The sequence below is a fragment of the Hymenobacter mellowenesis genome, assembly GCF_030581005.1.
In the GTDB taxonomy this organism is placed as follows: Bacteria; Bacteroidota; Bacteroidia; order Cytophagales; family Hymenobacteraceae; genus Hymenobacter; species Hymenobacter mellowenesis.
Genome location: NZ_JAUQSX010000004.1, coordinates 213,870 through 227,965, shown reverse-complemented (window position 1 = coordinate 227,965; position 14,096 = coordinate 213,870). Strand labels below are relative to the sequence as shown.

The window sequence follows — 14,096 nt, the reverse complement described above, 5'->3', positions numbered from 1 at the left end:
TGAAGCACGCGAGATGCTTCGCTGCGCTCTGCATGACGTTCTTTTTATCTAACTGAATCCATAGGCTAACGGCCCTCAGCCCGCCGCCCCCAGCTATAGCAAATGATAGCAGAAACCTTTATTCGCCGGCCCGTCACGGCCATTGTCAGCTCGCTGGTCATCGTGCTGGTGGGCTTGCTGGCCATGCTGAAGCTGCCCATCGGGCAGTACCCCGAAATCACGCCGCCCACGGTGTCGGTATCGGGCACCTACACCGGGGCCGATGCCCAAACCGTGGAGCAGACCGTGGCCACGCCCGTGGAAGTGCAGGTGAACGGCACGCCGGGCATGACCTACCTGCAAAGCAACAGCACCAGCAACGGCCAGATGAGCATGACGGTGAACTTTGAAGTCGGCACCGACATCAATATCGCCGCCCTCGACGTGCAGAACCGTGTGGGCATTGCCCTGCCCACCCTGCCGCAGGAAGTGCAGCGCCTCGGCCTCACGGTGCGCAAACGGAACCCCAGTATCCTGATGCTGGTGGCCCTTTTCGCGCCCAAGGGCAGCCACAACGCCACCTTCCTCGACAACTACGCTAACGTGTACATCAAGGACGCGCTGCTGCGCACCAAGGGCGTGGGCGACATCGTGAGCCGCGCCGATGACTTCTCGATGCGCCTCTGGCTGAAGCCTGACAAGCTCTCGCAGCTCGGCATCACGGCTAATGATGTGCTGGCCGCCATTCAGGAGCAGAACGCCCAGATTGCGGCCGGCTCCATCGGCGCGCCGCCCCAACAGATGGGCCAGACGTTTGAGTACATCGTGACGGTGCAGGGCCGCCTGGCCACGACGGAGCAGTTCGGCGACATCATCGTGAAAAGCCGGCCCGACCAGGACGGCGGCATCGTGTACCTCAAGGATGTGGCCCGCATGGAGCTGGGCAAGTTCAACTACGGCAACAACTCCTACGTGGACGGCAAACGCGCCGCCTACCTGCTGGTGTACCAGGCCCCCGGCGCCAACGCCCTCGAAACCTTCGAGAACGTGAACAAAACCATGGAGCAGCTTAAAAAGCAGTTTCCTACCGACCTAAGCTACGTGGTGCCCTTCGAGGCCGCCAGCGTGGTGAAGGTGTCCATTCACGAAGTGGTGGAAACGCTGGTTATCGCCCTGCTGCTGGTTATCGTGGTGGTGTTTCTGTTTCTGCAAAGCTGGCGCTCCACGCTCATTCCGGTGCTGGCCATTCCGGTGTCCATCGTGGGCACGTTCATGTTCTTTATTCCGCTGGGCTTCACCATTAATACACTGACGCTCTTCGGCTTCGTGCTGGCCATTGGCATTGTGGTCGATGACGCCATTGTGGTGGTGGAAGCCGTGGAGCACAACATGAACGAGCGCGACATGAATGTGCTCGACGCCACGCTGGAAGCCATGCGCGAGATTTCGGCCCCGGTTATTGCCATTGCGCTTATTCTGGCGGCGGTGTTTGTACCGGTGGGTTTCATCCCCGGCATCACCGGGCGCTTGTACCAGCAGTTTGCCGTCACCATTGCCATTTCGGTACTGATTTCGGCCTTCGTGGCCTTGTCGCTCACGCCTGCGCTGTGCGTGCTGTTGCTCAAGCCCACCAAGTGGGATGAAAGCTCGACGGGCCTGAACAAATTCTTCTTCAAGTTCAACAACTGGTTTGGCCGCATGACCGACAAGTACGGCAGCGGGGTGGCCAGCACCATCAAGCACTCGCGCCTGGCGGTGGTGGTGTTGGTGTGCATCATAGCCGGGGCCGTTTTGCTCTTCAAAAATAAGCCCAGCGGCTTCCTACCCACCGAAGACGAAGGCCGCATCATCATCACATTCAACCTGCCCGAAGCATCCAGCACGGCCAGCACCGTGGCCACGCTGCAGGGCATGATGAAGGAGCTTTCGCAAGTGAAAGGCATCCGGCACTACGCCGCCCTCGGCGGCCTCAATGCCGTAAACTTCTCCTCGAAATCGAACTCCGGCACCATCTTCTGCCAGCTGGAGCCCTGGGAAGACCGCAAGGAAGTGGAGCTGCGCCTGCAGGGCCTGATGGCCACCGTGCAGCAGCGCATGGCCAAGTTCAAGGAAGCCACCACGGTGGTGATTTCGCCGCCCGCCATCCCCGGCCTCGGCAACACGGGCGGCTTCTCCTTCGTGCTGCAGGAGCGCGAAACCCAGGGCGATGTGCGGAACTTCGACGCCAACCTGCAGGGCTTCCTCGGCGCCATCCGCAAGCGGCCCGAAATCGCCAGCGGCTTCTCGTTCTTCACGGCCAACACGCCGGGCTATCAGCTCGACATCAACCGCGAGCAAGCCAAAAAGCTAGGCGTCTCCATCTCCGACATTGCCACCGCGCTGCGCACCTACCTCGGCTCGGCCTACGTGAACGACTTCACGCTCTACGGCCGCAACTTCCGTGTGGTGGCCCAGGCCGATAGCAGCTACCGCGGCGACATTGCCAACATCGGCCAGTACTACGTGCGCAACACCGCCGGCGCCATGGTGCCCCTGAGCAGCGTGACGAGCTACAAGCGCACCGAAAGCGCGCCCCTCATCTCGCACTACAACCTGTTCCGCTCGGCCGAAATCAACGGCAACCCCGCCCCCGGCTACAGCTCCGGCGATGCCATCAAGGCCCTGCAGGACGAGGCCGCGAAGTCCTTGCCCCAGGGCTACGGCTACGAATTTTCGGGCTTGAGCCGCGAAGAATTGCTGGCCAGCGGCCAGACTATCTACATCTTCGCGCTGTCCATTGCCTTCGTGTTCCTGTTCCTGGCCGCCCTTTATGAAAGCTGGTCTGTGCCGTTTTCGGTGCTGCTGGCGGTGCCGGTGGGCATCTTCGGGGCCATTCTGGCGCTGTTTTTCCTGCCCAAGCTCACCAACAACGTCTACGCCCAAATCGGCATGATTACGCTGATTGGCTTGTCGGCCAAAAACGCCATTCTGATTATCGAATTCGCCAAAGAGCGGGTTGACAAAGGCATGCCGCTGGTCGATGCTACGCTCGAAGCCGTGCGCCTGCGCCTGCGCCCCATCATCATGACCTCGCTGGCCTTCATCCTGGGCATTGCGCCGCTCACGTTCGCGTCCGGCGCCGGCTCCCTGGCCCGCCAGACCCTGGGCTGGACGGTGCTCGGCGGCATGCTGGCGGCCACGTCGCTGGCCATTTTCATCGTGCCGGTGCTCTACGTCATCATCACCCGCTTCGCCTACGGCAAGGAAAAACTGGCCGAGCTGGAGAAAAACTACAAACCCGACGAGGAGCACGGCGGCCACAAGGAAGAAGGCGAGAAAGGCCCCGCGCCGGAGCCCAGCCCGGCATAGCCAAAGGCATCTGTTGAGTTGAATGAGCGGGCCGAAGCATAACCAAAAGGTTGTGCTTCGGCCCGCTCGGTTTTATAAGGTGCCTAAAGAACGATGTAGGGGCGGGGCTTGCCCCCGCCCGGCTATTCACGCCGTTGCAACGGTGCCGTTCAATGACCGGGCGGGGGCAAGCCCCGCCCCTACTTCCCGCCAAAAAAGCAGGCCGGCACGCCCGCCACGCCCGGCTGCACGGCAAACACATTGCCGCTCAGCGGAAACTCCCGCAGCTGCGCCGCCGTGAGCCCGCCCCGGGCGCTGGTGATGAAAAGTGTAGCGAGCCCCGGCCCGCCGAACGCGCACGACGAGGTGAACGGCGCGGGCACCGTGATGGCCTGAAGCAGCGCGCCCGTGGCGGGGTCGTAGCGGTGCAAGGCGCCAGCGCCCCACAGCGCCACCCAGAGCATGCCCTCGGTGTCGATGGTCATGCCGTCGGGGCCGCCGGTGCCTTCGGGAATGCGGACGACGACGCGCGGGTTGGCAATGCTGCCCGTCCGGTTATCGTAGTCGAAGGCCTGCACGGCCAGCGTGGGCGTGTCGATGTAGTACATTGTAGCTTGGTCCAATGACCACGCGATGCCGTTGGAATTGGTGATGCGGCGGAGCATTACGTGCATGCTGCCGTCGGGGTCGAAACGGTAGAGGGTGCCGGCGTGGGGGCGTAGCATTAGGTCGAACGTACCTACCCAGAAGCGGCCCGCCGGGTCGCACTTGCCGTCGTTGAAGCGCAGGTACTGGTCGGTGATGGGGTCGGCTAGGCGGGTGAGGTGGCCGGTGGTCAGGTCGATTTCGTGGATGCCGGTTTGCAGGGCCACCAGGGCGTTACCGTTGCGCAGGGGCACCACCGTGCCAATGCGCTTGCCCACCGGGTAGCGGCGGTCGTCGCCTGTGGCGGGGTCAAAAACATGCAGCGCCCGGCCCTCAATATCCACCCAATACAGCCGCTCCGTCAGCGGGTTCCAGAGGGCGCCTTCGCCTAACGGCGCCTGTGCGTGCAGAATGGAAGTGGCTTGCATGGCGCGGAACGGTTACGATTTTTTCAGGCCGGCGAGATGGTGCTGCAATACGGCGGCCTGTCCGGTCAAGGTCACTCCCTCGGCCGTTTTGGTTTGCACGGGGCATTGCTTATCAACGCCCAGCGCGTGAAGCGCGGCCCCGTACAGGGCCACCAGCACTGACTCGCCGGCCAGCGTAATGCGAGCGGGCGTGTGCGCCAGCAGGTCGTGGCATTCGCTGCCAATAAGCAGGCCGCTCAGGTAGAAATAATTTTCCGGCTTACTGGCTTTCTTGAACAAGTCGTTGGTGCGAACCAGAAAGGCATTGTGCAGCAAATTGGCCTGCTGGCTGTCGTGCACGCCTTTTTCGAACCATGTGAGGTTACTTCCCTCTTCGAGTTTGCCGCCTTCTTCCACCGAAGCTGCCAGGATACTTTTGGTGGAAAGCAGCGAGAAAAACTCGCCGGTCATGTGGGTTTTCAGGCTGATGGCCTGGCCGTTTTGCACCAGCACATGCTTGGCGTGCGTGCCCGGATGCAGGAACAGCTGCTTCTCCGGCACTTTTTCGAAGCGGCAGCCTACCAGTTGCACTTCCTCGCCGCGCATTACATCATCGTCGCTTTTCACTCCCGAAATCAGCAGTACAGCGTGCTTAAAGTCCAGTGTCGGCGCCAGGATTTTGACGGCCAAATCGGAGCCGTCCGTGGAAAACGGCAGCGGCTTGTACGGCACCTCCAGCATGCCGATGGTAGACGAGGCCATGCCCGAAATCACCACCGGCACCTCATCCAGCGTGGTTTTCACGGCTTCCTCCAGCTTTTTCAGATGCTTTTGAATGATGGCCCGGTAGAACACCACGCGCTGCTCGGGCGGCTGGCCCGCTTGCTTCCAGAGCTCGGCCGTGGCGGCGTTGCCTTCCTTGGAGCTTTCCTCGGCCAGAATCTTCAGTGTCTCGCGCTCCACGAGGCGCAGGCGGAAGGAAGAAGTACCCCAGTCACAGCTGAGGAAGGTGGTGTTTAAATCCATTTGAAACAGAATTTTAGAACGTCATGTCGAGCGCAGTCGAGACATCTCGCGTGCCGATGTAATCTTTTCAGTGATTGAGTTAGTGGTAGCACGCGAGATGTCTCGGCTGCGCTCGACATGACGTTCTTTTTTCACAAAACTCCCTACCACTCCGCTACGCTGCCGTCGGTATTCCGCCACACCGGGTTGTGCCAGTTATGCCCAATGGCAGCCCGCTGTCGCACATATTCCTCGTTGATTTCAATGCCCAGCCCCGGTCCTTCCGGGATTTTACAATAGCCGTTTTCATAGAAGAAAACCGACTTATCAACCAGATAGTCGAGCAAGTCATTCTCCTTGTTGTAGTGAATACCCAGGCTTTGCTCCTGAATGAAAGCGTTGTGGCAGGTGGCGTCCACCTGCAGGCAGGCGGCCAGTGCAATGGGCCCCAGCGGGCAATGCGGCGCCGCGGCCACGTCGAAGGCTTCGGCCATGCCGATGATTTTCTTGCACTCGGTGATGCCGCCGGCGTGCGAGAGGTCGGGCTGGATGATGTCGACGTAGCCGTCAATAAAGAGCTGCTTGAAATCCCAGCGCGAAAACATCCGCTCGCCGGTGGCAATGGGGATGGAGCAATGGTTGGCGATGTCGCGCAGGGCCTCGTTGTTTTGGGGCAGCACGGGCTCCTCAATGAACATGGGGCGGTAGGCTTCGAGCTCTTTGGCCAGCACCTTGGCCATGGGCTTGTGCACGCGCCCGTGGAAATCGATGCCGATGCCCAGGCCCGGCCCACCGGCCTCGCGCACGGCCGCCACGCGGGCCAGCACGGCGTCAATCTTCACGTAGGAATCAATGTAGCCCATCTCGTCGGTGGCGTTCATTTTGATGGCCGTGAAGCCCTTGGCCACCATATCGGCCGCCGCCGCGCCCACATCGTGCGGCCGGTCGCCGCCAATCCAGGAATACACGCGCATGGTGTCGCGCGCCCGCCCGCCCAGCAGCTGGTGAATGGGCGCATTGTGGTACTTGCCCTTGATGTCCCACAGCGCCTGGTCGATGCCGGCGATGGCCGACATGAGGATGGGGCCGCCGCGATAGAAGCCGCCCCGGTACATCACCTGCCAATGGTCTTCGATGTTGAGCGGGTCCTTGCCGATGAGGTTTTCCATGAGCTCGGCCACGGCGGCGGCCACGGTAGCGGCCTTGCCCTCAATCACCGGCTCGCCCCAGCCCACGAAGCCGGTGTCGGTTTCAATTTTGAGAAACAGCCAGCGCGGCGGCACTTGGAAAAGTTCGAAGCGGGTGATTTTCATGGGGTGAGTGAGGGGATGGGAATGAATTATCGAGAACGGTCATGCTGAGCGCAGCCGAAGCATCTCTACCGCTTCGTTGTCTCGATTGGATTATTACTGCGGTAGAGATGCTTCGGCTGCGCTCAGCATGACCGTTCTTCTATCTCTTCATCTGAAAAACTACCCTTTCGCCACAACCGCCACAAATGCCCGCGCCTTTTCCGTGAGCTGCTGCAGGTATTCCTCCGTCATCGGCGGCTTGGTGTCCACCAACGAGCTTCCTAAGCCAAACGCCTTGGCCCCGGCATCGGCAAAGCCCTTGATGTTGTCGAGCGACACGCCGCCGGTGGGCATGAGCGGGATGTGCGGCAATGGCCCGGCAATGTCCCGGAAGTAGCTGGCGCCACTGGCTCCGGCCGGAAATACCTTGATGATGTCACCGCCGTATTCGTAGGCTTTCAGGATTTCGGTAGCGGTGTAGGCGCCGGGGATGCTGACGGCGCCATAGCGCTTCGTCATGCGGATGGTTTTCTTGTTGAGCGTGGGCGAGATGATGAATTTCGCCCCGGCCAGCAGGGCGGCCCGGGCCGATTCGGGGTCGAGCACGGTGCCGGCGCCTACCAGCAGTTGGCCTTCCATGGCCTGCGAGATTTCAGTGATGGAAGCCAGCGCGCCGGGCGAATTCAGGGTGACTTCCATCATGCGAACGCCGCCGGCGTGCACGGCCCGGGCTATTTTGAGCAGGTCGGCCGGCTGGGCGCCGCGCACGATGGCGACAACCTTGTTTTCGAGAATGTGAGCGAGAGGATTCATAGCGGGTTTGGAAAGGCGCGGTGTGGCGGCCCTCTGCCAACGTAGAAGCACGAATTCAGGTTAAGTTCATTTGGCGGGCCGAGTATTGAGCCGCCGCCCGTGAGCCGCAAGCCGGCCGGCACCAACACAACACACGGGGACGGATTGGAGTAAGCCCCAAGCGACAGGCCGCCGCTCCACCTCCTGCCCACGTACCCTCCTACCCTCATACCCCAAAACCATGGGTCCTCAATTCCTCTTCGCCACCGGCATCGAAAACAGCAACCCCACCATCCAGAACGGCAAGCACCGCGTGGATGAGCTGGAAAAATGCAAGCACTACCAGTACTGGCAGAAGGATTTCGACCTGGTGGAAGAGTTGGGCATCTGCTTCCTGCGCTACGGGCCGCCCATTCACACCACGTTCCTGGGGCCGGGCAAGTACGACTGGAGCTTTGCCGACGTGACGTTTCAGGACCTGCTGCGGCGCAACATCGCGCCCATCGTGGACTTGTGCCACTTCGGCGTGCCCGACTGGATTGGCAACTTCCAGAACCCCGAGTTTCCGGAGCTATTTGCGCAATATGCCCGGGCGTTTGCGCAGCGGTTTCCGTGGGTGCAGCTCTACACGCCGGTGAACGAGATGTACATCTGCGCGCAGTTTTCGGCCCGCTACGGCTGGTGGAACGAGCAGCTGAGCGGCGACCGGCCCTTCGTGAATGCCCTCAAATACATCGTGAAAGCCAACGTGCTGGCCATGCAGGCCATTCTGGAGGTGCGGCCCGATGCCATTTTCATCCAGAGCGAGTCGTCGGAATACTTCCACGCCGAAAACCCGGCCGCCATCAAACCCGCCGAAACCATGAACGCCGAGCGGTTCCTCTCCCTCGACCTCAACTATGGCAAGCGCGTGAACAGCAGCATGTACGAGTTCCTGCTGGACAACGGCATGACCCGCGAGGAGTACCACTTCTTCCTCGACAACAAGATGAAGCGGCACTGCATCATGGGCAACGACTACTATTACACCAATGAGCACCGCGTATCGGCCGACGGCAGCACCCGCGCTTCGGGCGAGATATTTGGCTATCACGTCATTACTTCGCAATACCACGACCGGTATCGCCTGCCCGTGATGCACACCGAAACCAATATCTGGCAGGGTCCGCACGGCGACGAAGCCGTGAACTGGCTCTGGAAAGAGTGGGCCAACGTGCTGCGCGTGCGCAACGACGGCGTGCCCATGGTGGGCTTCACCTGGTACTCCCTCACCGACCAGGTGGACTGGGACACCGCCCTGCGCGAAGACAACGGCCGCCTCAACCCCGTGGGCCTCTACGATTTAGACCGCAACATCCGCCCCGTGGGCACGGCCTACAAGCAGATTATCGAGGACTGGCGGCAGGTGCTGCCCTCCCAAAGCGTGTGCCTGCAGGTGCCCATCGTGATGCCCCAGGACAGCAACGACGCCTGGGCCCGCGAACAAAAACAAGTCGTGAAAGCAGCCACCGCCGACCAGTCGACCACCGCCGCGAATGCGGCGCCGGAGTCGTAGGGGCTTTGTTCTCACGTGGCGCCTCACCCCCCAGCCCCTCTCCTCAAGGAGAGGGGAGCCAGCCGTCAGAAACATATCCGGTGTCCCCTCTCACTGAGGAGAGGGGCTGGGGGGTGAGGCGCTTGGCCGCGCCGCCCCAACAATCATTCAACCCATCCCAAACCCTATGCAAACCCGTTTTACCGATAAAGTCGCCATCGTCACGGGCGGCGCGAGCGGCATTGGCTTGGCCGTGTGCAAGCGCCTGGCCGCCGAAGGCGCCCGCGTCGTTATCGCCGATTACAACCAGGCCAACCTCGACGCCGCCGTGCCCGAAGTGAAGGCTGCCGGCGCCCCCGATGCCTGGGGCAGCCTCTGCAACGTGTCGGTAGAAGAGCAGGTGGCCGCCACTGTGGCCGGCACACTGGAAAAGTTCGGCCGCCTCGACGTGGTGGTGAATAACGCCGGCCTGATGCAATTCAAGCCCTTGGAAGAGCTGACCGGCGACGATTGGCTGCGCATCTTGAACGTGGATTTGCTGGGCGCTTTTTTCTTCACCAAACAGGCGTTTCTGCACATGAAGCCGGGCGGCGCCATTGTGAATGTAGCCAGCATTCACGCCATCGAAACCAGCCCGCTGGTGGCGCCCTACGCGGCAGCGAAGGCCGCCATGCTGTCGCTCACCCGCTCGTCGGCGCTGGAAGGCAAGCCTAAAGGAATTCGTACCAACGTCATTCTACCCGGTGCCATTGATACGCCCATGCTCTGGGACAACCCTAACGTGAAGTCCGGAGTTGAGGTCATCGACAAAAACGACGTGGGCCGGCCCGAGGACGTGGCTGCCACCATCGCCTACCTGGCCTCCGACGATGCCGCCTTCGTGCAGGGCGCCGAGGTGCGCGTGGACGGCGGCCGGCTGAACCGGCTGTAGCGTGGACTCTGCGAGTCCGCGCCTGGGCGAACGTTCTGCAGTGCGCGTACTCGCAGAGTCCACGCTACGGCAATCCGGCACGGCGCTTGTAATACGGGCTTCGACACCCGTCTTTCCTGAGCTATGAAAACCTCCTCCTTCGCCGCCCTGCTGCTTTTTTCGCTGATTTCCTTTAGCGCCTCAGCCCAGTTTCGGCTGTCCGACCTGAAAGATATTCTCACTAAGCAGGCCGGCACCCGCACCACCACGAACAGCAGCGGCGTGGGCGGCCTGAGCAGCACCGAAGCCGCCAGCGGCCTCAAAGAAGCCCTGCTAATGGGCATCGGCAAGGGCGCCGACCAAGCCTCGCAAACTGACGGCTTCTACCTCAACCGCCTCATCCGTATCCCGTTCCCGCCCGATGCCCAGCGCGTGGCCACCACGTTGCGCAGCATCGGCTTGGGCAGCCAGGTCGATAAGTTCGAGCTGAGCCTGAACCGCGGCGCCGAGGACGCGGCCCGTAGCGCCAAGCCCATTTTCATCTCGGCCATCAAAAGCCTCACCTTCACGGATGTGTGGAACATCCTGACCGGCCAGAAAGACGCCGCCACGCAGTTTCTGAAGCGCACCACGTCTACGCAGCTGGTGTCGGCCTTCTCGCCCATCATGCAGAAAAGCCTCGACCAGGTGGGCGCCACCCGCTACTACACCCAACTGGCCACCACCTACAACCAGATTCCGCTGGTGCAGAAAGTGCAGCCCGACCTCAACCAGTACGCCACCGGCAAGGCTGTGGACGGCCTGTTCACGCTCATTGCGCAGGAAGAGGCCAACATCCGCGAAAACCCTGTGGCTCGCACCACCGAGCTGTTGCGCCGCGTGTTCGGCAGCCGCAGCTAGCGGAGAGAATAATTCTTAATCACGAAAAAGGCCCTCCAATGCATTCGGAGCGCCTTTTTTGTTGGGTTGCCAAACCGCTGCTAATTGCGCCTAATCTTGTCTTTTCGCCCTCCCGACGCATCTGTGGCCGGAACGGGGCTGGCCAGGCTATTGAGGTATTCTTCGAGGTTGGTGTAGCCACTGCTGCCGGTGCTGTTGCGGTCGCGCGCGTCGGCCGGGTTCAGGCCGTGGGCGGTTTCCCAGGCGTCGGGCATGCCGTCGTGGTCGGCATCGGGCGGGGCGGTGCCGCCGCGGTATTCGGGCCAGCCGCCTACGTCGGCCTGCGAGTCGATGATGCCCTGGCGCAGGCCGTAGGTGGCGCTGCCGCCTGGGCTGCTGCCGGTGGCGGTGCCGGTGCGGGTTTCTTGCACAATGCGGGCATCCACAGCGTCGCGCACGGGCAGGGTAGCGCCGGCGCCGGCCAGCACGCTCTGGTAGGCCGCCTCCGCCGTTTCGGTGGTGACGGGGGCCAGGTTGGGCGTGGCGGCGGCTTGTCGGAACCGGGCAAGATTAGCGGCAGTATTCGGGTAGTAGTGCAGCCGGATGCTGCGCCAGTTGTCGGCCGTCACGGCCCGGTGGCCGGTGTCGTAGTTGCCGGCCGCGTACACGGTGGCCACGGGCTTATCGGGCGCGGCGGGGTCGTAGGCCTGGGTGATGTCGAAGATGATGGCGGCCTTGTCGGACGGGGTGGCGGGGCCGCCTTTGTAGTAGTTGTTCACCAGGTTCAGCTCGCCGCGCCCGCCGGGGATGAGCAGCTCGTTGCCGTAGGCGGCGTGCATGTTGCCCCAATTGTAAATCACGTTGTTGCGGTAGTCGACCACGGCCGTGGTGTCGTGGGCGCGGGCGCCGTTGAAGCGGATGGCGCGGCTGTGGTGGTGAGCCACCAGGTTGTGGTGGTAGGAGGCGTACTGCCCGCCCCACACGCCGGCGTAGCCGTGGTCGCCCTTGCCGTTGAAGGAGGAGTTCAGACTCTCGCTCACCAGGCACCACTGCACGGTGGAGTACTTGTTGTCGTAGAACGTGGCCGCTTCCTCTATCGACCAGCTCATGGAGCAGTGGTCCACGATGAAGTTCTGGCTGTTTTCCAGGTTCAGGCCGTACACCCCCGCCACGTTGGCCCCCGACAAATTGCCGGGCCGCGAGCGCAGGTAGCGCACGATGATGTTGCGGCCGTGCAGCTTCACGCTGTAGTTTTTCAGGCAGATGCCGTCGCCGGGGGCCGTTTGGGCCGCAATGGTGACGTTGGAGCGCGTGGGCTTCAGCGCCGATTTCAGCTCGATGAGGCCGCCCACCCGAAACACGATGGTGATGGGCTCGCCGGGGTATTGGCTAAAGGCGTCGCGGAAACTGCCCGGGCCCGCGTCGGCCAGGGTGGTGACTTCCACCACCTGGCCCCCACGACCCCCGGTGGCAAAACGGCCGTAGCCCTCGGCCCCGGGAAACGCCACTAGCTGCGCGCGGCCGGGCGCCACCGCCGCCAGCCCCAGCCCCAAGCCAAGCGCTAAGGCGCGGAAATGAAACAAAGAATTCATAAACGAAGTGGAAAAAGCGAAGCACAAAGCGCCGCGAATAACGCACCCACAAGTTTTCGCCGCGGGCGGCGCTTCGGCCTATAGCATCTTAGCTGCTTCCTGGCCCGGGCTAACTACTTCGGTCCCGGCCGACGCTCATTCGGAGGCACAGGGCCTACGCGGCAATGGCGTATGTTTGCGGCCCCCACCCCGTAACTGTACGTCTCCTATTCGCTATGTCAAAAATTACCATTCGCAGCCTGGCCGAACTCGAAGCCCAAGCCGGGCAGGAGCTGGGCGTGTCCGAGCCGCATACCATCACGCAGGAGCAGATTAACCAGTTTGCCGCCGCCACGCTCGATTTTCAGTGGATTCATACCGACCCGGCGCGGGCGGCGGCCGAGTCGCCGTTCAAGGCCACCATTGCGCACGGCTACCTCACGGTATCGCTGCTGCCCTACCTCTGGGAGCAGATTGTGGCCATCGAAAACCTGAAAATGCAGGTGAACTACGAAATCGAAAGCCTGCGCTTCAACCAGGCCGTGACGGTGGACAGCCAGGTGCGACTGCGCGCCTCGCTGCTGTCGGTAGCCAACCTGCGCGGCATCGCCAAGGCCCGCGTGGGCGTGACACTGGAAATCGATGGCCAGAAAAAACCAGCCTATACGGGCGTGGTGACGTTTCTGTATCACTTCCAAGACTAGCGCGCAGCGGTTAAAAAGAGGGAGCGGAGTTTCGCAGAGTATGATACCTCTGCGAAACTCCGCTCCCTCTTTTTAACCGCTGCGCGAAAATCAGGCTGCCTCTTCCGGCACTTCATCGCCCGCGTACACCGGCTCCATGTCCTTTTCCTCGTCCTCTGTAAACAGCCGCGAGCGGATGAGAAACCGCACACCGAGCGGGATTTCCAGCGAGAAGCTGGCGCCGCGGCCCTTCACCACATCCACCATGAGCTGGGTGTGTTTCCAGTAGGCAAACTGGCTGGCGCTCATGAAGAAGTCGCAGCCGTGGATGCGGCCTAGCCACACGTCATTACTGCCCACCCGAAACTCGCCCTTGGCGAAGCACATGGGCGAGGAGCCGTCGCAGCACCCGCCGCTCTGGTGGAACATGAGCGGGCCGTGCTCGTCGCGGAGCAGGTCGATGGTAGCTTCGGCGGCGGTGGTGACGAGGACGCGGGGCGTGGGCATGGGTGAGATTGGGAATGAGTTACCGCTTGCGGCGAAAGGTGTAGGTGATGCCCGTCCGGTCTTCGCGCACCAGCACTTCCTGGTCGGGCGCGACGGTGCCGGAGTTGGGGCGGCTCTGCCACGTGTAGGCTAGTTGGCGGTCGGCGTCCCAGTAGCGGTGCTGGTTGCCTTTGCTGACAATGCTGTTTTGCATGGCATTGGGCATGCGGTCGGTTTTGAGCGGTTCGTCGAATGGCGTGGCCGAAGGCTGGGCTTCTGACTTTTCCGTTTTCCAGTCCGGGTTTTTGGCGCCGGGCACGGGCAAGAGCTGGGCATGGGCGGCGGAGGCGCCACCAAATAATGCGAGAAGGATGAACAAGCTTTTCATGGAGCTGGCGCAATAAGTTTTAGTCAAGACGCGCGACAAAAGAAAAGGATGCTTACATCGCAACGATTTAAATTAGAACGTCATGCTGAGCGTAGCCGAAGCACCACTACCGTGCCCTCTGTCATGCTGATGAAGGAAGCATCTACTCACGTTCCAACGTGGTAAGGTCCTTCGCTCCGCTCAGGATGACAAGTTGCG

General features: G+C 61.9%; 12 protein-coding genes. 5 read left to right on the top strand and 7 right to left on the bottom strand.

The window, feature by feature from the left end:
- The first annotated feature begins 102 nt into the window (after nucleotides 1-102).
- Nucleotides 103-3,327 carry an efflux RND transporter permease subunit gene (locus Q5H92_RS09475; RefSeq protein ID WP_305011274.1) on the top strand — a complete coding sequence of 1,075 codons (3,225 nt, stop codon included), beginning with the start codon at nucleotides 103-105 and terminating at the stop codon, nucleotides 3,325-3,327.
- A 179-nt stretch (nucleotides 3,328-3,506) separates the two neighbouring features.
- Here the strand turns inward: Q5H92_RS09475 and Q5H92_RS09470 are convergent, their stop codons facing one another.
- From Q5H92_RS09470 to Q5H92_RS09455, 4 genes are all read right to left on the bottom strand, one after another.
- Nucleotides 3,507-4,379 carry an SMP-30/gluconolactonase/LRE family protein gene (locus Q5H92_RS09470; RefSeq protein WP_305011273.1) on the bottom strand — a complete coding sequence of 291 codons (873 nt, stop codon included), beginning with the start codon at nucleotides 4,377-4,379 and terminating at the stop codon, nucleotides 3,507-3,509.
- Between the two features lie 12 nt (nucleotides 4,380-4,391).
- Entirely contained in the window at nucleotides 4,392-5,384 is a 993-nt protein-coding gene (locus Q5H92_RS09465; protein WP_305011272.1) for a 2-dehydro-3-deoxygalactonokinase, read from the bottom strand.
- A gap of 143 nt (nucleotides 5,385-5,527) precedes the next feature.
- Complete coding sequence (dgoD, locus tag Q5H92_RS09460) at nucleotides 5,528-6,676, bottom strand: galactonate dehydratase (protein WP_305011271.1); 1,149 nt, start codon at nucleotides 6,674-6,676, stop codon at nucleotides 5,528-5,530.
- Nucleotides 6,677-6,835: 159 nt separating this feature from the next.
- Entirely contained in the window at nucleotides 6,836-7,468 is a 633-nt protein-coding gene (locus Q5H92_RS09455) for a bifunctional 4-hydroxy-2-oxoglutarate aldolase/2-dehydro-3-deoxy-phosphogluconate aldolase (protein ID WP_305011270.1), read from the bottom strand.
- 220 nt (nucleotides 7,469-7,688) lie between these two features.
- On the opposite strand from Q5H92_RS09455, the gene Q5H92_RS09450 reads away from it, so the two are divergent.
- The 3 genes from Q5H92_RS09450 (at nucleotide 7,689) to Q5H92_RS09440 (ending at nucleotide 10,791) form a co-directional block, all read left to right on the top strand.
- A complete protein-coding gene (locus Q5H92_RS09450) occupies nucleotides 7,689-9,002 on the top strand; it encodes a family 1 glycosylhydrolase (RefSeq protein WP_305011269.1) in 1,314 nt (437 codons plus the stop codon).
- A gap of 166 nt (nucleotides 9,003-9,168) precedes the next feature.
- On the top strand, nucleotides 9,169-9,912 hold the full coding sequence (locus Q5H92_RS09445) for an SDR family NAD(P)-dependent oxidoreductase (protein ID WP_305011268.1): 744 nt from the start codon (nucleotides 9,169-9,171) through the stop codon (nucleotides 9,910-9,912).
- Between the two features lie 123 nt (nucleotides 9,913-10,035).
- Nucleotides 10,036-10,791: a DUF4197 domain-containing protein gene (locus Q5H92_RS09440; protein ID WP_305011267.1), complete on the top strand. Its 756-nt coding sequence runs from the start codon at nucleotides 10,036-10,038 to the stop codon at nucleotides 10,789-10,791.
- An 80-nt stretch (nucleotides 10,792-10,871) separates the two neighbouring features.
- Here Q5H92_RS09440 and Q5H92_RS09435 read toward each other — a convergent pair whose 3' ends face one another.
- Nucleotides 10,872-12,362, bottom strand: a complete 1,491-nt coding sequence (locus Q5H92_RS09435) for a pectate lyase family protein (protein ID WP_305011266.1) — start codon at nucleotides 12,360-12,362, stop codon at nucleotides 10,872-10,874.
- A gap of 215 nt (nucleotides 12,363-12,577) precedes the next feature.
- Here Q5H92_RS09435 and Q5H92_RS09430 point away from each other — a divergent pair, with 215 nt between their 5' ends.
- Complete coding sequence (locus Q5H92_RS09430) at nucleotides 12,578-13,045, top strand: MaoC family dehydratase (protein WP_305011265.1); 468 nt, start codon at nucleotides 12,578-12,580, stop codon at nucleotides 13,043-13,045.
- A gap of 90 nt (nucleotides 13,046-13,135) precedes the next feature.
- On the opposite strand, the gene Q5H92_RS09425 is transcribed toward Q5H92_RS09430, so the two are convergent.
- Nucleotides 13,136-13,531, bottom strand: a complete 396-nt coding sequence (locus Q5H92_RS09425; protein WP_305011264.1) for a DUF779 domain-containing protein — start codon at nucleotides 13,529-13,531, stop codon at nucleotides 13,136-13,138.
- A 19-nt stretch (nucleotides 13,532-13,550) separates the two neighbouring features.
- Nucleotides 13,551-13,898, bottom strand: a complete 348-nt coding sequence (locus tag Q5H92_RS09420; protein WP_305011263.1) for a hypothetical protein — start codon at nucleotides 13,896-13,898, stop codon at nucleotides 13,551-13,553.
- Nucleotides 13,899-14,096 lie beyond the last annotated feature (198 nt).